Below are 21,045 nucleotides of genomic sequence, written 5' to 3'. Positions count from 1 at the left end.
AGGAAGTATGATGAACTTTGTATTTTACATAACCGGATTGTTACTCGTGTTAACCGTGGGCTTGATTGTCAGTGTGGACCGCAGGAAAATCCACTATAAACCGATTGTGATTATGCTGGTGACCCAGCTTGTTTTGACATTTATCTTGTTGAATACAAAAGTGGGTGTAGTTTCCATCGGCTTTGTTTCGGCTTTATTCTCGAAGCTGGTTGACCTTGGGGTAACGGGTGTCAATTTCGTTTTTGGCGGTTTGGAAAATGAAGGGGAATCCGTATTCTTCTTGAATGTGTTATTGCCAATCATTTTCATTTCTGTGTTGATTGGTATATTAAATCAATTCAAGATTTTACCGTTCATCATTAAATATGTAGGACTCGTACTGAGCAAGTTGAATGGCATGGGGAAAATGGAGAACTATATAGCCGTATCCTCTGCGGTTCTCGGGCAGTCCGAAGTATTTTTGACTATCAAGGACCAAATGGATGATATTTCGAAAAGACGTTTGTACACGTTTTGTACTTCTGCGATGAGTGCAGTCAGTGTCGCTATCGTAGGTGCATACATGGAAATCATTGAACCGCAATTTGTCGTAGTGGCGATTGCGCTCAATATTATGTCGGCACTGATTGTCGCAAGCATCATCAATCCCTATGAATTATCGAAAGAAGAAGATACGCTGACGATCGAGTCGAAGAAGAAGCTGTCATTCTTTCAGATGATCAGCGAAAGTATCATGGATGGTTTTAAAGTCGCGATTATTGTCGCTGCCATGCTGATCGGTTTCATCGCGTTGATGAACGGAATCGATTATCTCTTTGAAATGCTGTTCAACGTTTCCTTCCAGACTATTTTGGGATATATCTTTGCTCCGATTGCCTTTGTGATGGGTATCCCTTGGGTGGACAGTGTACAAGCGGGCAGCATCATGGCGACCAAGCTTGTCACCAACGAGTTTGTTGCGATGTTAAGTTTCACAGATATTTCGGCAGGCTTGTCAACGAAAGCGGTAGGTATGATATCGGTATTCCTCGTTAGTTTTGCGAATTTCAGTTCCATCGGGATTATTACAGGTTCTGTCAAGGCGTTAAGTTCAAAACAAGGGGACGAAGTGGCAAGAAATGGTTTGAAATTACTCTTGGGTTCAACATTAGCGTCAGTTCTTTCAGCGACTGTCATTGGGCTATTTTTATAATAGGAATAGAACAAAAATTTAAAAACAGGAGTGGTGGATAGTATGCGTATGGTAGATATGATTGAGAAAAAGCGGGATGGACATGTGTTGACAAACGAGGAAATTTCATTTGTTGTCAATGGATATACGGATGGCACAATTCCAGATTACCAAATGTCGGCCTTTCAAATGGCGGTATATTTCCAGGGGATGACGTTGGAAGAAACCGCGCAGTTCACAATGGCGATGGTGGAGTCAGGCGACCAAGTCAATTTGTCTGCTATCGAGGGCATCAAGGTAGATAAACACTCTACAGGTGGAGTTGGCGATACGACAACACTCGTGCTCGCACCACTTGTCGCCGCACTCGATATCCCGGTAGCCAAAATGTCGGGCCGCGGATTGGGGCACACGGGCGGAACACTTGATAAGCTGGAGTCAGTTCCCGGTTTCCATATTGAAATTACGGACAAAGAATTCTTCAATCTCGTCAATACGAACAAAATTGCGGTGATCGGACAATCCTCCAATATCACCCCTGCAGACAAGAAGATTTACAGTCTGCGCGATGTCACGGCAACAGTCAGTTCCATTCCGTTGATCGCAAGCTCGATCATGAGCAAGAAGATTGCGGCGGGATCGGATGCAATTGTTCTCGATGTAAAAGTCGGAACTGGCGCTTTCATGAAAGACCTCGACATGGCTCGTGAACTCGCGGGTGAAATGGTGCAGATCGGAAACAAAATCGGCCGTCAGACGATGGCGGTAATTTCGGACATGAACCAGCCGCTCGGTTATGCCATAGGAAATGCACTCGAAGTCAAAGAAGCCGTCGAAACGTTGCAAGGCAATGGCCCCGAAGATTTGCACGAACTGTGCTTGACGCTCGGCAGCCATATGGTTCGTTTGGCAGGAAAAGCGGACTCGACGGAGGAAGCACGAAAAATGCTCGAAGAAGTGATCCAAAATGGCAAAGCGCTTGAGGTATTTAAACTATTCTTGCGGTCTCAGGGCGGTGACACATCCGTCATTGATGATGTGTCGAAGCTTCCTACGGCCCAGTACAAAATAGACGTGCCGGCAAAAGAAGCGGGATATGTCTCTGCGATTACCGCGGATGAAATCGGTACGGCCGCGATGCTTCTGGGTGCGGGACGAGCAACAAAAGAGTCCGAAATCGATTTGGCGGTCGGACTGGTGCTGCACAAGAAAATCGGTGATTCCGTGAAAGTGGGCGAATCGCTCGTGACGATTCACAGTAATACAGAAAATATCGAAAGCGTAAAAGAAAAGATCTATCATGCGTATGGTGTATCGGTGTCTAAAGTACAGCCCGTCAAACTTGTGCATGACGAAATTACAAACTAATTAAAGGAGTGGTTCGCAAATGAATAAAGCACAAATGATCGACCATACACTATTGAAAGCCGACGCAACGAAAGACCAAGTCGCGGCGCTCATACAAGAAGCAAAAGACTATCAATTTAAATCGGTGTGCCTTAACCCGGGCTGGGTTTCATATGCCGCTGAACAGCTAAAAGGCACAGATGTGTTGGTCTGCACGGTGATTGGTTTCCCTCTTGGAGCGTCTACTTCTGCAGTCAAAGCATTCGAAACTAAAGATGCAGTGGCGAACGGAGCCGGAGAAATCGACATGGTCATCAACATCGGAGCGCTGAAAGACCGGAATGACGAATGGGTCGAATCGGATATTCGTGCGGTGGTCGAAGCAGCCAACGGTACATTGGTCAAAGTCATCATCGAAACGTGCTTGTTGACCGATGAAGAAATCGTCCGTGCATGCGAGCTATCTGTCAAAGCAGGCGCTGATTTCGTCAAGACGTCAACTGGATTCTCGACAGGCGGAGCGACGATACATGACGTGGCTCTTATGCGGAAGACGGTAGGCCCGAACGTTGGAGTCAAAGCGTCCGGCGGCGTGCGTAGCGGAGAAGATTTCGATGCGCTAGTCGAAGCGGGGGCTACGCGCATTGGCGCAAGCTCAGGTATTAGTATCGTAAAAGGCGAAGTTTCAGACTCGAATTATTAATAGATCCGTTACAGGACTGTTCTGCATATACGCAGGGCAGTCCTGTTTTCATGGAACGAAACGACCTATACCGTCTCCAGCAATTGATATTGTACTTCTCGCTTCAACCTGAAAAGACTGGTCGTGTGTGTCCGGTCTCTTTTGGTTTTCTGAAAAGTTTCATATATATGTCTGTGTTGGTAAAATAAAATGAGAGAAAAAGATCAGTTTAAACTACTCCCTCTTCTACACGTAGTGAAAGTAGAAGTAGTTCAAGTGGAATAATTAATGACCTAGAAACGGGTGCAATCAAAGAATCGAATACACCTATGAAACCACCAGTGGTAATGGGCGAGGCACTGAAGAGTTTACGGAGCCTCCATCAACAGGAATATTTGCGTCTTCAGGTGGTTCAAAAGGTGAGGCAAAGGTAGGTGAAGATGAAGTTATAAAAGTACATGTTAAATGGGATGACTTTGAAGAGTCATTTGAACTGCATAATAATAGTAAGTAACTTCGTTGAATTAACGGGTCATTAATACAGGATAAAAACTGTTGCTTCGCACTCCAGACGGCACTCTGAGGAGCTGGCTTGAGCATCCTCGGTCGCAAAAGCCGCGCCCTGCGGGGTAGACTGTTTTCCGCTCCAAGCAGCGGAAGACAGTTATTATAAAGCGCATATTCAAGAATCGGGTCAGTTTGAAGAACAATCTAAAAAACTTCCTCAACTTTATTATAGCTTAATCGAATAGAAGTTGTCGTTTGTTCCGAAACTCGACCTTTTCTGTGCACATAGTTAGGTTTTTAAAGTTATATATGCAAAATAACATTTGAAATAAGCACAAATCATCGTTCAAATCAACGGGTTAAGGAAATAGAGGATTGTCCATAGCAATGGTAATGCTACAAATTGATATATGAATGATGTATGGGAGACGAGAAGAAAATTACCAACGAAGGAAGAATAGATATGTCTAAATCTTTAATTGAATTCAAAAGGTTTATAAAAGATACTGAAGCCCTGCTTACTGAGTACGAAAAAAATTGTGGAAATCGTTTTGAATAATTTCATAATGGTTTCGACAGTTGGAAGTCTAGGAGGAAAACGTGGGAAACTTCTAGCAGATTTGATAACTAGGTACGATGATTCGAAAAAAGTAGATTTTGTTTTCAATGTCTCAAAAAATCAAGCGGAAGAAGGACAGTTTGTTCGACTCTCAAAGCTAATGGTTAAGAACTTTCGTGGTTTTACTAATGAAGTCATGTTGGAATTTAAAAACCCCTATACATTCGTATAGGGACCGAATGGAACTGGGAAATCAAGTCTCTGTGAATCATTAGAGTATTCTCTCCTTGGTATAATACATGAGGCAGAAGCAAAACGTATAGATATAGGAAGTTATATAATGGGTAGTGTCAGGAAAATGTGGATTTACAACGTTAAGCAATAGATTTTACAATTATTTTGACGTGAAATCCATGTTGAGTCATTTAATGATTATAAAAACCCTGATTCTATGCTAAGCAGAATCAGGGTCTTATATTTTCTTCGTATTCTTTTGGATTCATAATCTCTAAGGATTGTCATCCTAAACAATCGCCCTCAGGGGCTTCTGGGGGCTTTTGCCGTGTGTGCATTTGGTATTGGCCAAACAGTTTTAGAAAATTATTTGCAAAGCTATTTTTCTTTTTTGAACAATCGTTGCCACCACGAATTTTTTTCTGATGGGTGTGAAGCAGCTGTAAGTTGTTTTTGATTTTCGTCTATCGTTGCACGCAATTGTTGTGTTAATAATCGATCACGCATTTCAATCGTGTCACTCATTCTTTTCTCCAATGCATCCAGGAGGATTTCCCTCTCATCTTCAATTGCCTTTTTCACAATATCCTCTACTTCACGCTTCGATAAACGCATGGTTTCGGAATAAACGCTAGGCATATTTTGGGCGTTTTCATTCAAAATATCCCTTGTCACTACTGCATTTATGGAGTCTACGAATGGCACTGAATTGGCGAGAAGTTTCTTCAGTTCTCTGAACGCTTTAAAATCGCGCTCGTAGTAAATACGCTGTTCTTTTTTATTGCGTTGAAATGTGTACCCTTGTTTCTCCAACTCGATGGACCACCTTCCAAGCGTGGAGGTTGTGATCTCTAATTCAATGGCAACATCTTTTGAGAAATACCCAAATCCGTTTTCCATAGCGTTTACTTCGCCTCGTTATTCAATTCTATAAAAGTCATTCAAAACCTTCTGAAATGCCAAATAGACTTAGTATCAGGGATGTATCCTATTGTAATTTTTCTATCCCTTTTACTAGGAACTTGTAGAATCTAGTTGCATGAAAAAAGACAATCGGATTAATGACCGATTGCCTTTTTAAAAACGGGCAAATGTAGCTTTGATTCTCTACTGCAAACGCACTAGACTGTTTAATAGAACATTGGCACAATAAGAACGTGAAGAAAGATATCTGCTGACATGTGTGCAATTATTGCGTATTCTAAACCTTTTTTCCAATACAAGTAACCGAACCATAAGCCTAAAAGACTGTTCAAGACCAATGTACGGATAACAATAACTGCGGATACCCCATCAAAAAATTGTGCTGCCACTGGCAAGTGTCCCAATCCGAATAATATAGCCGCAAGGAAAATTGCTAAATAGTAAAAACTATAAGGAATATCTTCTTTTTGTTTTTTGTTATCCAAGCTAGTACCCATACAATGAGTGTTATTACAAACAATCGAAGCATTATTTCTTCTGAAAATCCCCCGTATAGGGAAGCGAGTAAGCCTTGCAACCAATTAGGTGAAGCAACTTGATTCATCGGTGCTCCTATCATAGGTTTAAATAGATAAAAATCAAGAAGAATGACAATACTGTTGGTTAACGATTCTTTCGATATAGGATCCCTTTTTTATGATAAACAATCCCATCTAAAATTGGGGCACTTAGCTCTGTACGATTTTGAAGCCTTAGACCAATTAATATCATGACAAACATATATAATGCTTGAATAGTTGAATTTATAATAACTTTTAATGAAGTAGGTATACCAGTCTGAACAGATTGTTCTCCCATTATGGGTCTCGCCAACATTACGGAAATTTTGTAAGATAAGCAAGTTAAACTACAAAATTTGCTTGTCATATGTACGCTAAAACATCACCAAAAGGATTCCCTCTACAATAAATGGTACTTTGATTTTGGTAATGAGTTTTGGTGCTGGAAATGGACTGATTTCAGTATTGTTAAGACTGTATTTAGATAAGCACCATAAACGGACGTTATTTTATCATTCTTTTTATATCAACGTTTTCGGCCTTAGCGTACAATATTTCCGTTTTGCTGTCTGTACCCCTGTATAGTTTAATTCACAAACCTTTAAATATTGTAAATACTTAGAAGGGAATAGAATCTTTTTGTAGAATATATACTTCATGAAAAGGTGAAGGGTGATTTAATGTCAATAATAGAATTAGAGAACGTTAGTAAATCATTTAAAGGGGTGATGATATTTGAATCTATAAAATTGAACATTGACAAAGGTAAGATTTATGGTTTTGTTGGTTCAAACGGTTCCGGAAAATCAGTTCTATTTAAAATGATCTGTGGTTTTATTTTTCCTGAAGAAGGAACAATTTTTGTGAATAATCAAGAAATCGGTAACAGCAAAAATAGATTTCCAAAAAATGTAGGCATTATCTTAGAAAGTCCGGGTTATATTGCCAATAAGTCAGGATTTGAAAATTTAAAAGACCTTTCCCTTATTAGAAATAAAATTTCAGATAGCACGATAAAGAAGACAATGGAAATAGTAGGATTAAACTCAGATTCTAAGCAAAAGGTAAAAAACTATTCTCTTGGTATGAAACAAAAATTGGCAATCGTACAAGCAATAATGGAAGATCAGGAAATACTAATATTGGACGAGCCTTTTAATGCTTTAGATGAGAATAGCGTCACTAAAACTAGAAACTTATTGAGGTCTTTAAAGGCTGAGGGGAAAACCATCCTACTTACAAGTCATAATAACGATGATATTAATTCCTTATGTGATTATGTTTTTCGAATTAATAACAAAAAGATTGAACAAGTATACGAGGGAAAGGTTGTAAACACAAATTGAACAAATTAATACAAAAATGATGAGTTAGTAGGTATTATGACAGCATTTTCGATAGGTATCTATTAATTCAATTCTAAAAGATAGGTGGTTGTTATAATGAAGAAGAAGTTATCAGTATTTTTAATAGTATTTTTACTAACTGTAGGTGGTTCAACTTCAGCCTTAAGTACGTATACCAATTATAGTGTCGTTGTTCCAAAGTTTAATGGAACAGCCTTTACTGGTACACAATATAAAAATGGAAACGGTACACCTCTTGATTTAAAGGTTACTGTTCTTGGTAAAGCAGTTGATGCTAGATCCTATGGTTCCGGGGGGGCTGGTGGGTGGGTAAGAATCACGAAACTAGGATCTTATTCTATTCCTGACCCAAAAAACTCTAAGGGGGATTATTCATCTGTTCAATTTAGCAATGATCTTGCGACTTACGTAGATGTAGCAGTCGTTGGTAGTTTTCGAAATAACTAGATTCTATAATAAAGATCGAATCTTAATATTGATTCGATCTTTATTATATATATGGAACCATCACATGTCTATTATGTTAGTTTTTTGAAATTTTCGGGGAAGAGGGAGTAAAAATGATTAGTCATCAAATAAAATTAGAACTTAAAAAATCTGCTAATTGGAAGCAAGTCGTATTGTGGACTATTTTAATTGTCCCTCTTCCAGTCATTAAATTTTTAATGATTGACGAAGGGTATGTTTATTATAGACAAATTGAGGTATTTCTTAGGGTGAATTCTGACTTCCTGCCATTACTATTTCCTTTACTTATGATAACGGCTTATACTCCTCGGTTTATTGGAGAGCAAAAAAATAATTTTTTAGTTTATGTAAACTCGCGAATCTCATTAAAGAATTACAATTATGCAAAGTTGATTGTAAATGGGTTCATTTCTTTCTTTATTGCATTCTTATGCGTTTTTATTCCGTTTGTATTTGTAATGTATATTGAACCTAACTTTAATATTATCACAATTTATCCCACCAATGGGAACATTGTTCCGGTTACTACATTCGAACAATTTTTGACTTTTGGGACATTTATTTATGGATTAATATATTCCAGTTGGGTTGGAATAAATGGGATGCTGTACGCAACTTTTGCATTATTATTATTAATGATTATTGAAAATCCACTAGTATCATTGACTACTCCATTTATTTATTACATATTCGGTAACTTTTTGACCCAGCTGCTTAATTACGAAAAGTTTTCACCGGGGAGTACGGTTTTTCCGTTCTCTATTTCACAGCAGCCTCTTTGGACAGTTTTAGTCCCTTTTTGTATTTTATTAACGATCGTGTTAATACTGTTTTATATTTTAAGAAGAAAAGTAGAGACTAGTTATGAATAATTTTAAATATCGACTTAACAGATTTTTAGAGGAAGAGTTATCTATAAGGTGGGTTATAATAGGAGTTATTCTATATATATACGTTTTTCGTATGCGTTCTAACTTATTCATAATTTCAAATGCCGAGTCCAAGTCAATCAATATTTGGGATATTGTTGTAAACGTTTTTAGTGATATATATCTTCAGATATATTTTATTGTCCCTATTTTGTTATTATTATCATTAAAAATTATTCAAATGGAGTTTGGTTTTCCTTTGCTTATAAGGTTGGGTTCCTATAAAAGATGGATAATGCTTTCTGTAAACCAGTTTATAAAAAGATTTTTAATTCTAACTTGTATTATGGTAATAGTGACCAGTTTGTTATTAATAGGCATTCCATTAGAGTTTAAATGGAGTGTTTTCTCGGGAATAGACAAAGGGTTACCAAATAGTTTATCATCCAATATAATATCTAACTATATAAGATTTCCCATAGTATTTCTATTGCTCCAGCTGACTTTATCCTTTTTATTCTTTGTTGTAGTTCATCTTTTTTTGGCAATCTTATATGTATTTACTAATAGTAAGCTCTATTCAATAATATGTGCAATATTCCTTTGGGTAATGTGTATTGTTTCTTTTAAATTATTTCCTTCAGATCACCCAAATATTGTACTGCCTAATTATTTTAACTTAATACACGGAATAAAGGGATTCGGTAATCTATGGACACCCTTTATTATTGTTGTCTTTTGTTTATTTTTACTTGGATTTATATGTTCTAAGGTTGACAAAAATCTAAAAAGGAATTTATTATCACTTGACTGGGAATATACTATTTATTGTTTTTTAGCTTTACTTGCTTTATCACCAATATTACGTCAAACACACATCCAATCGATTCAGGATATATTTATAACAGTTTTTTATGGTGGTTCACAAGTTGGTTTCAACTTTCTTGCTTTCTTGTCTTATTTAATCATTTTCTATGGGTATGCTTATCTGAAAATACTATCGTTAAACAACGAGTTTTCTAATTTAAGTTATTATAAGGTGTTACGATATGGATCTTTGATAAAATGGATATGGAATTGCTTTATTCCTATTCTGAAATCAAACTTTTTTTTATTACTATACTTGTTCTCTTTTGTCTTATTGGTTTCTATTCTTTGCGGGGGGAATTTAAACAATACTTTTTTATCAAACAAAAGCTTTTCAGTCATAATTTACCACTTTTTTATAAATGGTTATTTGCAATTAATGTTTTATATTTTGTTTGCATTTATTGTAGGTTGGTATACAAAAAATATGTTTTATGGTTTTATTTCAATAATCACTCTTTCAATATTTATGTTACCAGGACTTAATTTCATCAAATTTATTCCCTCTGGTTTTAACAGTATGGGTTATTTACTTGACGGAGGCTCCCCGTACAATGCCACCTTTATTCTACTTTTATATTTAATGGTACAGGTAGGTTTGATATATTTTTTATTAAATCAAAAAGACTTTGATATATAAAATGTAACTCTACTATTGAACTCTGTATTTTGTTGACCTAAAAGTAAGCGGCAATCGGGACTCGTTAGTGATACGCTTAACGTAATTAAAACCGGCTATTCCGCTATTCTAGCTGCTCCCGTAAACGCGTTAGCAAGTAGCCCCTTGATAATTGCGATTATACCGGGGAACTTTTAATCAAACATAAATCTATAATCCCATTAGATTATAAAAATCGAACTTGTGAATCTAACGAAATCCAAATATGTTAGATTCAGAAAAACAGCTCAATCTCTTATGTATCAAGGGATTGAGCTGTTTTTTATTCGTGCATTTTTTTCGCTTTCGATTTGAATCTAACATAATGCATGTTATGATCACCTTAAGTTAGATTAGGACTTGTACGATGAAATACATAAGGAGGTCTACTGGAAGCATGAAATTAGTTGAACCGGTTCGGGATCTCAATAAGATTAACAGCATGAAAAAAATCCTTTTAGGGGTACAGACAGCAAAACGGAAATTTTGTACGTTAAGTCTAGAATTGTTGATATGAAAGGGATGTTCCAATAACGGTCATTTATGGTACTACCGTATTTAAACCAAATTCAGACCAAATTATAGCACCAAACGGCGTTTCAAAATCAAAGTGCCAGTGAGATCCTTTATGAAACTTCCTTACCGTACAAAATTTCCGAAATGTTGGCGAGACCCCTACTTGTTCTTACAATGAGGGGATTTGTTGACCGTTGTCTGTAAGGTCAATTGAAGAAGTATGTAATCGGTTATACTTCAGAAAATACAACAACAGATTTATAAACAAAAGACAATTATTCTTTCGTGGCTTTATACTTCTTAACCATCTTATAAAATGACGTTTTTTTCATATCTGCTTCCTCCATCGCTTTAACTGCTGAAATTTCCCCGGATTGCCATTTATCATATGATTGAATGAAATCATCCGTTATTTCAATTGATGGTCGTCCGAATTTAACACCATTGGTGAGGGCTGAATCAATACCCTCGCGTTGACGTGTTCGTATTCTATTCCGCTCGTCTTCCGCAAGCCAGGAGAGAACTTGAAGAATAAGATCCGAGATGAAGCTACCAATACTGTCTTTATATTTTGTGGTGTCTAACAAAGGCATATCCAGTACCACTATATCAGCCCCTATTTCTTTCGTGAGTTCTTGCCATTCATTTAAAATATCATCCTTGCTACGACCAAACCGATCCAGCGAATGAATATAAAGAATATCTCCTTTTCTAATCATCCGTTTCATTAATTGATATTGCTCCCGGTGAAAGTTATTTCCTGATTGCTTATCAATAAAAATGTCTCGATCATTGATGCCCATACTTTTGATAGCATCTATTTGACGACTCTCATTTTGATCTTTTGAACTTACTCGAACATATCCAAATTTTCGATTCTCCAACTCATACCTCCTAGAACGCTAGTTTCTATTATTATACCTTTATACGTTCGTAAAAGTATACACAAATAGAAGAACGTCCGAAAACTGATTAAGTAGTTTAACGGACGATTATTTCCGTCTTTTGTATATCTGTTCAAGTAGTCCGTAAAAGTGTACTATTACGAACACAGATATTCTACTTACTTTTTATGATGAATCCATTAGTGGAAAACACTGGGATATGCGATTGATTATGCTATAATTATTTGTGTGAAGTAGTGAATATTCAGTAATAACTATCTTCCGCAATCGGGCCATTTAGTTTGATTAATGTTGTAACTAAACTATGGAAATACAGTCTAATGCGATAGGAGGGGAAATTAATGAAAAAATTACTTACTTTATTCGTCGTAGCTGGTTGTGGGAAAGATCAGGCAAATAACATGGAAGATAAGCGTAGTTCTTTGGAAAAGCAAGAAGGTATTATTGTGGATATCAGAGCGACTGAAGATGGGCGGAGCCAAATATTAGTTGTGCCAAATATCAGTGAAGATGATATTTCCGATAAAAATGATGATGAGTTAATAAAAATAGCTCAAGAAAAAGATGGAGCGTATTATGGTTTCGAAACTGGTAAGTACGAAGAATTAGAGGTGGGAGCCCACGTTATTGTATATTGGAACGGAAATCAAGCGGACTCTGATCCTCCTCAACGTGGAATAGAAAAGGTAGATATAATCACAAAATAACCAACTAACTTTATGGTGACTTTCAGTGTAATGTTGGTTCAACTTTCTTCTTCAAACGGGCGCGATTGTGGAACATCAAAAGCCTGATATCCCTAGCATTTAAAAGGTAAATCGGGCTTTATTATTAGCATTTATTTAACTTGCAAGTTATTCTTTTAGTTCTTGGTTATTAAAGACACAAAAAACAGCCCACTTATTCGATAAGTAGACTGCTTTCACTATAAACACTACATATTTCATGTTTCTAAATCGCTCTGTAACGCATTTAGAAAAGATTTCGTGGGTAATCCTCCATTAAACGCTAATTTGAAGCCTTATTTAAAAGAGAAAAACCCATTATTAATTTTGGTCGATCCAGTAAGCAATTAGTTCACTGGCACTCATGCCGGAATCGTCCGCTAATGATCGTAACTTTCTCTTATGAGTAGGTGTTAGCATTATTGACATCTGTTCTTTCGTTTCTTTAATTTTTTTAGGTGGAATACTGCTCTTAGTGAAAGGTGCTTTCGTATTTACTTCTTCTTTGGCTTTATTAAAAACATTGAATTTATCCATTGTTAATTAACTCCTTTATTTTTCATTTACTATTGAAATGATTTTTTCAAATAGAACATCAATATTATTATAAAAACTTTCGTGCCTCGCTCTTTCATTGTTGTTCATAGTATCATGCATTTCAAAAATACTTCTATCTTCTAAAAGTGTTTTCGCAAGTAATTCCTTTTTCAGAACTATACCTAAATAATTGGGCTGTAATTCAACCATTTCTAAAAAATGTTTACTACTATTACCAATGTGATCTACTTTATTAGCGATCAAATAAGGTGTAGCAGTAACATATGTTTGAAGAGAAAGTGAGTCAACTATTTCTTCTTTCAGATTATCTAGGTTTCCTCTAGTTCTAACCATGCTCGGAAACCATTTCGAGAAGGTTCAGAAGCACCTAATACTATATCAGCTACTGCTAAAAAATTGTTAGTCATAAGACTGAGGGTACATCTCTTTATTTGATTTAGGATTCTGACGTTTGGAATTTAGTGGATAAATATAAAATATATATAAATGAAGAGGTAACATATTTTCAACTAGTAGGTGTATAAAAGTTAATAGAAAATCTAGAATGAAGGATTAACTTTTACTCAATTAAGGTGTGGAGTTGTTGTGTAAGACTTACTACACCTCAATCGGGTGCGCTTTGGGAAATACTGGAGCATTTACTTAGTTGAACTTCGCTACAGCCGGCTACACCGAGAGCCATAACGAAGAACGGCTTTTGCGAGTGAAGCGAAGCGGGGTGCACCGCCCGCCCATAGGACATTCGTCCGACTGTAGCGTAGATCAACGAGTTCCAACCACTGTAAAGTTAGGATGCGATTGCAGTGTAGACAAAATAGCGTGATGAACTTACACCGTCTATTGATTTTACCTCGCGAAAACTATATGCTTAGTAACAGTTACATAGAGTATTTTGGTTCTTTGTCCCGTAAACAAAGAGTAAATAGGAATCAGGTGAAAATCCTGAGCGGTCCGGCCACTGTAATGGGGAAAATTGCCCCTAAGTCAGGAGACTTGCCAAAGTATGTAAGCATGACACCTTCCGGTAAAGGGTGATTTGTGTATCATTCAATTTGTGCAGTTTAATTATTGAACATACATGGTCCCCATCTCATTCAGGAGGTGGGGACTTTTTGAATTCAAAACGCTGTGCACAACATCCCTTTATAAGTAAAGAAAGGACGAGTTGGATGAAAAAAACGAAGAATGCATTCATGAAATACAAAAACTATATCTATTACAGCCTTATCGTCTTACTGCTATTTAGCACAATTACATATGCGGCGACTTCTACTGAAGAAACGACTCCATTTGATTTCAATGAAAAAGTGGTGGCTTCTACGCTAAAGTTAGCTAGCGGGGGAAGTGGGTCTTCTGATACGGAACCGAATCAAACGATAGAAAATGATGCCGATCAAGCAAATCCGCAACAACCGACAAATCTGGACAAGCCGCAAAAGGAACTGCAAGAACAGCCGCACGATCAACAAAAACCTGAGCCGGAACCGCAAAATAAGCCGATGGAGAAGCCGGGAACTACTACACCCAATGCGAAACCGAATTCAAACGACAAAAACACCGCACCTGCTGACGGTAATACAGCCCCGGCACTAGGTAAACCAAAACCAAATGCCAAGCCAGACATCGAAATCGTCGATGTCGCGGATCAGCAAAATCGCTACTTTACTACGAACATCACCAATAATGAAACCGTTACCAGCCCATTATATAACGTCAACGTAAATCATCTGGACGATACACTCATTCCCCAGGAAATGAACGTCAAGCTAAATGGCAAGAAACTGGATGACTACCAAGGTGTCATCATGCTAACGGAAGGCACGAACGATATTCAATTTCAAGTAATCTATAAACAAACGAATAACAAACTACTGCGCGTCAGTCAGTCGTATCGCGTGATGCTGAATGCTCACGATATCGTCATTACGACGCAATTAAAAGATCAAACCGTGAATGAAGAATCTCTTACATTCACAGCAACAGCCACGCAAGGTGAACTAGATGCCAAACTAACGGTCTTCGTCAATAACAAAGAACTAAAGCCACTGGCTGGCAGCGCGTATAAAGCCACACTAGCTGAAGGGAAAAATACCCTCAAGCTCACCGCGCAACGACATGGGAAAAAAGCGGACCAGACCTATACCGTGATCTATGAGAAAGAAAAAATCGCTATTTCATTGAAAACAGACTTAAAAGACCAACAAGCAAATGGCGCAGATTTTTCATTCTATGCGAAAGCTACAGCGAATGAAGTAGATGTACCACTCCGCATTACCGTAAATGATCAACTGGTAAAATCATCGGATAGTACGAATTATCATGTACAGCTGAGCAATGGAACGAACATTATCAAACTTGTTGGACAATATAAAGGGGAACAATTGGAACGGCAGTATACAATCACTTATAACGATCCGAATGAGAACGAGAACCCGCAAGTAGATCCCGATGCACCGAAACTCGTGACCGATCTAAAATCAGGCAGCAAAGTCAAAGGGGACATTAAGACGATCAATGTCTGGCCGGTAACCGCATCAGGTGAACGCATTCGAGGGAAAAACGTCCAAGTGCAAGTCAATGGAGAGAATATTCCATTCACATGGGATGATAGTGTGAAAACCAGTTATAAACTAACATTGCGAACGGGACAAAATACCGTCACGATCAAAGTATGGGACGATGAAGGGCGCACAGTGACCGAAACATTCACGGTCACGTCAGTAGCACCTGCAGAAGATGGTGTCATCGGTCAAGTAACCATTAGTCTAGAAGCTTCCGTATTAGGAATCCCCTATCTCATCAAGCCAACGAAGATGGATATACACCAAGGCCAAAGAGGTTCCTATATTCTGGATCAGCTACTGCGCAATAATGGTTTCACATATGGAAAAACTGGAAACCTCGACAGCAGTTTCTATTTGCGTGACGTCAGTAAGCCGGGCATGTTGAACAATGTAGCGATTCCCGATGATCTATGGGAAGTAGTCGAGAAGGTGTCCACCACTTCGAATCGTGAGGCCTATTCACCAGATAGTTTAAGTGAATTTGATTTCGCGAACGGCTCTGGCTGGATGTACAGCGTCAATGGCGATTACCCGAACTATGGATTTTCGGATGCTTATTTCCTTGAGGGAGATGTAGTGAGAGTTCGCTATACTCTTCATTATGGTAAAGATATTGGTGGGCATGACAGTTCAGGTACAAGTGATGCGAATTGGGATAAAGAATGGTAAGGAAAGAGAAGTGACGGAATGAGAAATGTCTATGCATGGCTAGTGACGATCGTGATGATGACGGCGGTATTATGGCCGTCCGTTGCGCTCGCGACACCTGAAAAAGAAGATTCGCTGTTGCACACAATTGAACAAATTATTGCGTGGAAAAAGCAAGATGAAAAGATCGCAGAGTCTGCCCCCTTACTAAGCAAACCGTTTCTTGCGCATGCGGGTAATACAAATGGTGACTGGTATCCGGTGGGCCTCGGCCGCATTGGATATCCTGACGATTACCAGGCGTATCTCGCGGTCATCAAGAATCATGTCATCGAACGCTATAAAACGAAAGATCAGCTAAGCGATATGAAAGCGACAGAATGGCACCGGATTTCATTGGCGATCTTGGCAGCGGGCGGTGACCCGACAGCTATTGGGAATATCAACTTGATCGCAGACGGAACATATAATCGTGGTTTGAAAACTTCGTTGGGCGCACAAGGGATCAATGGCTGGATCTGGGGGCTGATCACGCTCGACAGTATGCGCTATAAAGTGCCCGATGACGCGGATATGACAAGAACCGAGATTATCGAAGAAATTCTCTCCCTGCAACTTGAAGATGGCGGGTTTTCGTTTTACCAAGACGAAGCAGAGACCGATATGACCGCCATGGCAATCCAAGCACTCTCGCCATATTATCAAAGCACGGAAGAATTCAGCTATAGACAAAAAGATACAGGAAAGAATGTCACGAAAACCATTCATACCATCGTTGACGAAGCACTCGCAAAGTTGTCTGATATGCAAACGTCCACTGGAGGCTATGGCACGCTACATGACGAAAATGCCGAAAGTGCGGCACAAGTACTCGTTGCGCTAACATCACTCGGTATCCATCCGAATGAAGACGAACGCTTCAAGAAAGGCGATCATACCTTGCTGGATTTCATCATGGACTACCAAATGGAAGATGGCGGATTTGTCCATGCTAAAACGTATAACGCAGATAATCCATCTTCTTTACCGGATGAATCGAACTCGATGGCTTCTGAACAAGTACTCTATGCATTGGTATCGCTCTACCGACTCGAAAACGGTTATCGTTCCATCTATGATTTCCGCCCTGAAAATCCGCAAGAGATGAAGCGACAAATGACGAAGCTGATGGAAGACATTCAGGCTATCCATGAACAGACCGACGCCAAACGGCTTCAGCAATTGCTCGATACATATGAAAACTTCCCGATAGAGGAACGGTCCTATGTCTACAACTTCCATACGCTCGCGGAAGCTGCAAAAAAGCAGTCCATGCCACTTGATCTTCCAGCATTCAGCGAGGCTTATGAAGTATACACGAAGGGCGCCGGCACGATTGCACCGATCTATCAAGAGCAAACCGCTCCACGGAGTATTACCGAACAAGATGTAGAGAGAATTGATGCGATTCCTACACCTCTGACGACAGAGCCGTATATTGACGTCGTTTCACTGATCGACCAGTTCGAACAAGCAGATAATAAAGGCGACTTTGAAAAACAATTGGTCCAACTATACGAATACAAAGAGGAGATGGAGAAAATTGAAGCCGAGATCCAACGTATCAATGAAGATGTACTCGATCAACTGTATCCATTCAATGAATTAACAAGCAAAGATCAAGACAACGTCGATGCGATTCTCAAGCGATTCAACGCACTGTCTCTCTATGATCAAGGAAAAGTCTTGAACTATGAAGACCTCAAGAAATCAAAAACGCAAATTGACAATGCCGTTCGAGCACAGCGCATTTCATGGGCGCTCGGAATCGTTGCAGTAGGTTTACTCATCGTAGTGCTACTGAGAATCAAAAAAAGAAGGCGTCAGAGAGATTAGAGGGATATAATGAAGAAAGATCTATTAGCCGTAGCATTCATCCTCTTTATCGTTGGGTGGCTCGTCACGGGAACGAAGATTCAATCGGTGGAAGAGTATTACTTGACCCATATCGACGAAATTACGGAAGACTCGGAGACGGTGACACTTGAGATACGCAGTGACACCGTCCTGGATTCCATGGACAAGTTGAAACCGGGTCTCGAGAAATATGTAGAACCAGACGGCGAAATCCTTGAGAAAACGGAGTATGTGCTGCGCAGTGGTGATACCGCATTTGAACTACTCAATCGCGCGACACGCCATCATCGCATCCCGATGGAGTACCAAGGAGCGGACTACAATATATACAACAGTATTTACGTCCAAGGCATTAACTATTTATATGAGTTTAATTGTGGTCCGTTAAGTGGCTGGATGTATAAAGTGAACGGCGAATTTCCGAGCCGTGGCGTCAGTCAATACGAACTGCAAGACGGTGATGAAGTGGAGTTCCATTACACATGTGATGTAGGTAGAGATCTAGATGGCTACATACGAAAATAAAAGAAAGTAGGAAACTAGATGAGCGCATTCTCAAACTTTCACCCTATATTGCTACTTGTCTACGTAACAGTTGTTTTGGTCACGATGTTCAGCTCGTTTCATCCCATCATCGTGGCACTGGCCATGACCGGAGGCATTCTGTATTTCTTCATGCTGCACGGTGTACGGTCTGCTAGTAAAGATCTGATCTATTATTTTTTCGTCTTCCTACTAATTGCCGCAGCTTATCCATCTTATGTCCATAACGGTTTCACTCCGTTGTTTTTCCTTAATGACCATGCGGTAACGCTTGAAGCCGTGACGAAAGGACTCGTCGTTGCGGGAGCCGTAGTCGCAACCAGTTTCTGGACAAAGAGTTATTTCGAGATTTTCACAACGAATAAAGTACTCGCCGTACTGACGAACGTGTCCGCAAACCTCGGCATCCTCGTTTCCATGTTGTGGCGATTCATTCCGTTATTCAAAATAACATGGCGTGAAAAGCAAATGGCACAACGCGGGATCGGCTATTACAAAGTAGGAAGCAGAGTGGAAAAACTTCGCCGCGCGTTCGCATTGTGGCGGCAGACGCTCGTTCAGACAGCGGAGTTTGTCTTTGTGAAGCCAGATGTCATGAAGGCACGAGGATATGGAATCACGAAAGAAAGAACGCAGTATAAGATGATGCGGTTCACGAAACGAGACGGAATATTGACGGCTGGACTCGTTCTGTTTCTTCTGTACTACATCGGATACTTTACGCAACACCAAACGCAGTATTACCCGAAGATCAGTGAACAGACGCTAGGCGCAGGACATTATGTGGTTATCGGTTTGCTGATGCTATTACCGTTTATCTATGAAGCGAAGGAGAGTGTCAAATGGCGATACTTACAGTCGAAAATCTAAACTTCCATTATGAAGAACACCATGTGTTGCAAGACATTAGCTTTTCGATTAAGCGAGGAGAATTCGTAACGCTTTTCGGTCCCACCGGTTCAGGAAAGTCTACGTTATTGAAAATGGTGAAGCGGGAAATGCGACCGAACGGTAAACTAAGCGGCACGGTGTATTTTAACGGCGAAAAAATCGATGAACTGCCTGTGTCGACTACAGCGACTGCTATTGGCTACATGATGCAAAATCCAGATGAACAAATGGTCATGGAGAAAGTGTGGCAAGAGTTGGCATTCGGTCTCGAGAATATGAGTGTATCGACGGAAGACATGCAGCAGAAAATCGCTGAAGTCGCCAGTTTCTTTGGTATCCAAAACTGGTTGCATAACAGTATTAGTGATTTATCAGGCGGGCAGAAACAACTTGTCAATCTAGCGGCAGTGCTTGCGATGGAGCCGGATATTTTATTGCTTGACGAACCGACTTCTCAACTCGATCCCATTGCGGCTTCTGAGTTTTTGACACTGCTTGAGAAAATCAATCGCGAACTCGGCATGACGATTTTAATCGTGGAGCATCGGCTAGAAGAATTATTACCGGTGTGCGATCGAGTGTTGTTCATGGAAAACGGCTCGCTTCTATATGACACGTCGCCTAAAGCAATCGGCAACTTGTTGCTAGAACATCCGATGCTCGACGCACTCACGACCGCGATGCGTGTCTATTATAAGCTCGGCTTCCGTGATGAGACGCCGATTACGGTGCGCGAAGGGATGGATTTCATTCGGCAATATCCACCGGCAATTTTGCCAATGGGTCCCGTGAAAAAAAAGCATCCACCGCTCATTACAGTGAAAGATGTGTATTTTCGATACAATCGCAAGAGTGATGATCTACTCGCCGATATGACATTCACCGTACATCGTGGCGAAATTTTTACGATTGTCGGTGGCAATGGAGTCGGCAAGTCTACGTTATTGAAATTGCTCGCTGGACTGCATAAGCCATATACCGGAAAGGTGTGGTTGGATAACGTCGTGCCGGATAAGTGGAAAGGCAATATCGTCTTATTGCCGCAAAACCCGCAAGCTTTATTCATGCATTCAACGGTGAAAGAAGAGCTGATTCACGCGGTTCCTGTGCAGAAATTGCCGAAAGAACAGAGAGAATCCGCTGTGTCCGGTATGATGCAGCAGCTACGTATCGAACATGTAGCAAAGCGAAATCCATTCGATTTAAGTGGTGGAGAGCAGCAGAAGACAGCGCTTGCGAAATTATTATTGCATAAACCAGATGTTTTATTGCTCGACGAGCCGACAAAAGGCATGGATGTCATGTCCAAACAAGAGGTGACGGAGTTGATCCGAACGCTTCAAAAACAGAACATCACGACGATTATTGTGACACATGATATTGAATTTGCAGCAGAAGTATCTACACGGGTCGGCATGCTGTTCGATAAATCACTTATCGCGATCAATAATCCAAAAACCTTTTTCACATCCAATCGCTTCTACACAACCGCCGCCAGCAAAATCGCACGCGGATTATTCCCATATGCCATCACAGCGGAAGACATCGTGGACGCGGTGAACTTACACAACAGGAGGAACTAAACA

General features: G+C 39.7%; 18 protein-coding genes and 1 riboswitch. Of the genes, 13 read left to right on the top strand and 5 right to left on the bottom strand.

The annotated features are described in order from the left end of the window. Positions 1–10: 10 nt before the first annotated feature. The 3 genes from SporoP8_RS01950 to deoC are packed head-to-tail and all read left to right on the top strand — an operon-like array spanning position 11 to position 3,221. A complete protein-coding gene (locus tag SporoP8_RS01950; RefSeq protein WP_085130966.1) occupies positions 11–1,192 on the top strand; it encodes a NupC/NupG family nucleoside CNT transporter in 1,182 nt (393 codons plus the stop codon). A 42-nt stretch (positions 1,193–1,234) separates the two neighbouring features. Continuing rightward, positions 1,235–2,539 carry a pyrimidine-nucleoside phosphorylase gene (locus SporoP8_RS01945; RefSeq protein ID WP_085130965.1) on the top strand — a complete coding sequence of 435 codons (1,305 nt, stop codon included), beginning with the start codon at positions 1,235–1,237 and terminating at the stop codon, positions 2,537–2,539. Between the two features lie 19 nt (positions 2,540–2,558). Next, entirely contained in the window at positions 2,559–3,221 is a 663-nt protein-coding gene (gene deoC, locus SporoP8_RS01940; RefSeq protein ID WP_085130964.1) for a deoxyribose-phosphate aldolase, read from the top strand. Positions 3,222–4,878: 1,657 nt separating this feature from the next. Here the strand turns inward: deoC and SporoP8_RS01930 are convergent. Next, on the bottom strand, positions 4,879–5,400 hold the full coding sequence (locus tag SporoP8_RS01930) for a DNA-binding protein (RefSeq protein WP_085130962.1): 522 nt from the start codon (positions 5,398–5,400) through the stop codon (positions 4,879–4,881). A gap of 230 nt (positions 5,401–5,630) precedes the next feature. Further along, positions 5,631–5,909: a CPBP family intramembrane glutamic endopeptidase gene (locus SporoP8_RS01925; RefSeq protein ID WP_198166051.1), complete on the bottom strand. Its 279-nt coding sequence runs from the start codon at positions 5,907–5,909 to the stop codon at positions 5,631–5,633. 755 nt (positions 5,910–6,664) lie between these two features. Here SporoP8_RS01925 and SporoP8_RS01915 point away from each other — a divergent pair. From SporoP8_RS01915 to SporoP8_RS01900, 4 genes are all read left to right on the top strand, one after another. After that, positions 6,665–7,330, top strand: a complete 666-nt coding sequence (locus SporoP8_RS01915) for an ABC transporter ATP-binding protein (RefSeq protein WP_085130959.1) — start codon at positions 6,665–6,667, stop codon at positions 7,328–7,330. Between the two features lie 96 nt (positions 7,331–7,426). After that, on the top strand, positions 7,427–7,798 hold the full coding sequence (locus SporoP8_RS01910) for a hypothetical protein (protein WP_085130958.1): 372 nt from the start codon (positions 7,427–7,429) through the stop codon (positions 7,796–7,798). A gap of 113 nt (positions 7,799–7,911) precedes the next feature. Continuing rightward, positions 7,912–8,691, top strand: a complete 780-nt coding sequence (locus SporoP8_RS01905) for an ABC transporter permease (protein WP_085130957.1) — start codon at positions 7,912–7,914, stop codon at positions 8,689–8,691. Then, positions 8,684–10,195, top strand: coding sequence for a hypothetical protein (locus SporoP8_RS01900; protein ID WP_085130956.1), 1,512 nt, complete (start codon positions 8,684–8,686; stop codon positions 10,193–10,195). Before SporoP8_RS01905 ends, SporoP8_RS01900 begins: the two co-directional genes overlap by 8 nt. A gap of 809 nt (positions 10,196–11,004) precedes the next feature. Here SporoP8_RS01900 and SporoP8_RS01895 read toward each other — a convergent pair. Then, positions 11,005–11,613, bottom strand: coding sequence for a recombinase family protein (locus tag SporoP8_RS01895; RefSeq protein WP_085130955.1), 609 nt, complete (start codon positions 11,611–11,613; stop codon positions 11,005–11,007). Positions 11,614–11,975: 362 nt separating this feature from the next. Here SporoP8_RS01895 and SporoP8_RS01890 point away from each other — a divergent pair, with 362 nt between their 5' ends. After that, a complete protein-coding gene (locus SporoP8_RS01890; RefSeq protein WP_085130954.1) occupies positions 11,976–12,341 on the top strand; it encodes a DUF3221 domain-containing protein in 366 nt (121 codons plus the stop codon). 339 nt (positions 12,342–12,680) lie between these two features. Here SporoP8_RS01890 and SporoP8_RS01885 read toward each other — a convergent pair whose 3' ends face one another. Together SporoP8_RS01885 and SporoP8_RS01880 are read right to left on the bottom strand one after the other, a co-directional pair. Then, positions 12,681–12,896, bottom strand: coding sequence for a hypothetical protein (locus SporoP8_RS01885; RefSeq protein ID WP_085130953.1), 216 nt, complete (start codon positions 12,894–12,896; stop codon positions 12,681–12,683). A gap of 15 nt (positions 12,897–12,911) precedes the next feature. Then, positions 12,912–13,250, bottom strand: coding sequence for a hypothetical protein (locus SporoP8_RS01880; RefSeq protein ID WP_085130952.1), 339 nt, complete (start codon positions 13,248–13,250; stop codon positions 12,912–12,914). A gap of 543 nt (positions 13,251–13,793) precedes the next feature. Then, positions 13,794–13,933: riboswitch (cobalamin riboswitch) on the top strand. Between the two features lie 153 nt (positions 13,934–14,086). Between SporoP8_RS01880 and SporoP8_RS01875 the strand changes: the two genes are divergently transcribed. Genes SporoP8_RS01875 through SporoP8_RS01855 form a run of 5 tightly spaced genes read left to right on the top strand, consistent with a single transcriptional unit; the run spans position 14,087 to position 21,042 of the window. After that, positions 14,087–16,150, top strand: a complete 2,064-nt coding sequence (locus tag SporoP8_RS01875) for a DUF4430 domain-containing protein (RefSeq protein ID WP_157111215.1) — start codon at positions 14,087–14,089, stop codon at positions 16,148–16,150. Positions 16,151–16,168: 18 nt separating this feature from the next. Beyond that, positions 16,169–18,004 (top strand): prenyltransferase/squalene oxidase repeat-containing protein, encoded by a 1,836-nt coding sequence (locus tag SporoP8_RS01870; protein WP_085130950.1) that lies wholly within the window; start codon positions 16,169–16,171, stop codon positions 18,002–18,004. Positions 18,005–18,013: 9 nt separating this feature from the next. Further along, the gene (locus SporoP8_RS01865; RefSeq protein WP_085130949.1) at positions 18,014–18,550 is read left to right on the top strand and encodes a DUF4430 domain-containing protein; all 537 of its coding nucleotides are present in this window, start codon (positions 18,014–18,016) and stop codon (positions 18,548–18,550) included. 18 nt (positions 18,551–18,568) lie between these two features. Continuing rightward, positions 18,569–19,438, top strand: coding sequence for an energy-coupling factor transporter transmembrane component T (locus SporoP8_RS01860; RefSeq protein WP_085130948.1), 870 nt, complete (start codon positions 18,569–18,571; stop codon positions 19,436–19,438). Next, on the top strand, positions 19,411–21,042 hold the full coding sequence (locus SporoP8_RS01855; protein ID WP_085130947.1) for an ABC transporter ATP-binding protein: 1,632 nt from the start codon (positions 19,411–19,413) through the stop codon (positions 21,040–21,042). Before SporoP8_RS01860 ends, SporoP8_RS01855 begins: the two co-directional genes overlap by 28 nt. Positions 21,043–21,045 lie beyond the last annotated feature (3 nt).

It is taken from the genome of Sporosarcina ureae (genome assembly GCF_002101375.1).
Lineage (GTDB): Bacteria > Bacillota > Bacilli > Bacillales_A > Planococcaceae > Sporosarcina > Sporosarcina ureae_B.
This window is presented reverse-complemented; position numbering and strand designations above follow the sequence as displayed.

Bases quoted from the DNA above. Each gene is read 5' to 3' on its own strand.
- SporoP8_RS01945 (WP_085130965.1), top strand. From the start codon at position 1,235: ATGCGTATGGTAGATATGATTGAGAAAAAGCGGGATGGACATGTGTTG.
- SporoP8_RS01885 (WP_085130953.1), bottom strand. From the start codon at position 12,896: ATGGATAAATTCAATGTTTTTAATAAAGCCAAAGAAGAAGTAAATACG.
- SporoP8_RS01855 (WP_085130947.1), top strand. From the start codon at position 19,411: ATGGCGATACTTACAGTCGAAAATCTAAACTTCCATTATGAAGAACAC.
- SporoP8_RS01900 (WP_085130956.1), top strand. From the start codon at position 8,684: ATGAATAATTTTAAATATCGACTTAACAGATTTTTAGAGGAAGAGTTA.
- SporoP8_RS01905 (WP_085130957.1), top strand. From the start codon at position 7,912: ATGATTAGTCATCAAATAAAATTAGAACTTAAAAAATCTGCTAATTGG.
- SporoP8_RS01875 (WP_157111215.1), top strand. From the start codon at position 14,087: ATGAAAAAAACGAAGAATGCATTCATGAAATACAAAAACTATATCTAT.
- SporoP8_RS01910 (WP_085130958.1), top strand. From the start codon at position 7,427: ATGAAGAAGAAGTTATCAGTATTTTTAATAGTATTTTTACTAACTGTA.
- SporoP8_RS01865 (WP_085130949.1), top strand. From the start codon at position 18,014: ATGAAGAAAGATCTATTAGCCGTAGCATTCATCCTCTTTATCGTTGGG.
- SporoP8_RS01890 (WP_085130954.1), top strand. From the start codon at position 11,976: ATGAAAAAATTACTTACTTTATTCGTCGTAGCTGGTTGTGGGAAAGAT.
- SporoP8_RS01880 (WP_085130952.1), bottom strand. From the start codon at position 13,250: ATGGTTAGAACTAGAGGAAACCTAGATAATCTGAAAGAAGAAATAGTT.
- SporoP8_RS01930 (WP_085130962.1), bottom strand. From the start codon at position 5,400: ATGGAAAACGGATTTGGGTATTTCTCAAAAGATGTTGCCATTGAATTA.
- SporoP8_RS01915 (WP_085130959.1), top strand. From the start codon at position 6,665: ATGTCAATAATAGAATTAGAGAACGTTAGTAAATCATTTAAAGGGGTG.
- deoC (WP_085130964.1), top strand. From the start codon at position 2,559: ATGAATAAAGCACAAATGATCGACCATACACTATTGAAAGCCGACGCA.
- SporoP8_RS01870 (WP_085130950.1), top strand. From the start codon at position 16,169: ATGAGAAATGTCTATGCATGGCTAGTGACGATCGTGATGATGACGGCG.
- SporoP8_RS01860 (WP_085130948.1), top strand. From the start codon at position 18,569: ATGAGCGCATTCTCAAACTTTCACCCTATATTGCTACTTGTCTACGTA.
- SporoP8_RS01950 (WP_085130966.1), top strand. From the start codon at position 11: ATGAACTTTGTATTTTACATAACCGGATTGTTACTCGTGTTAACCGTG.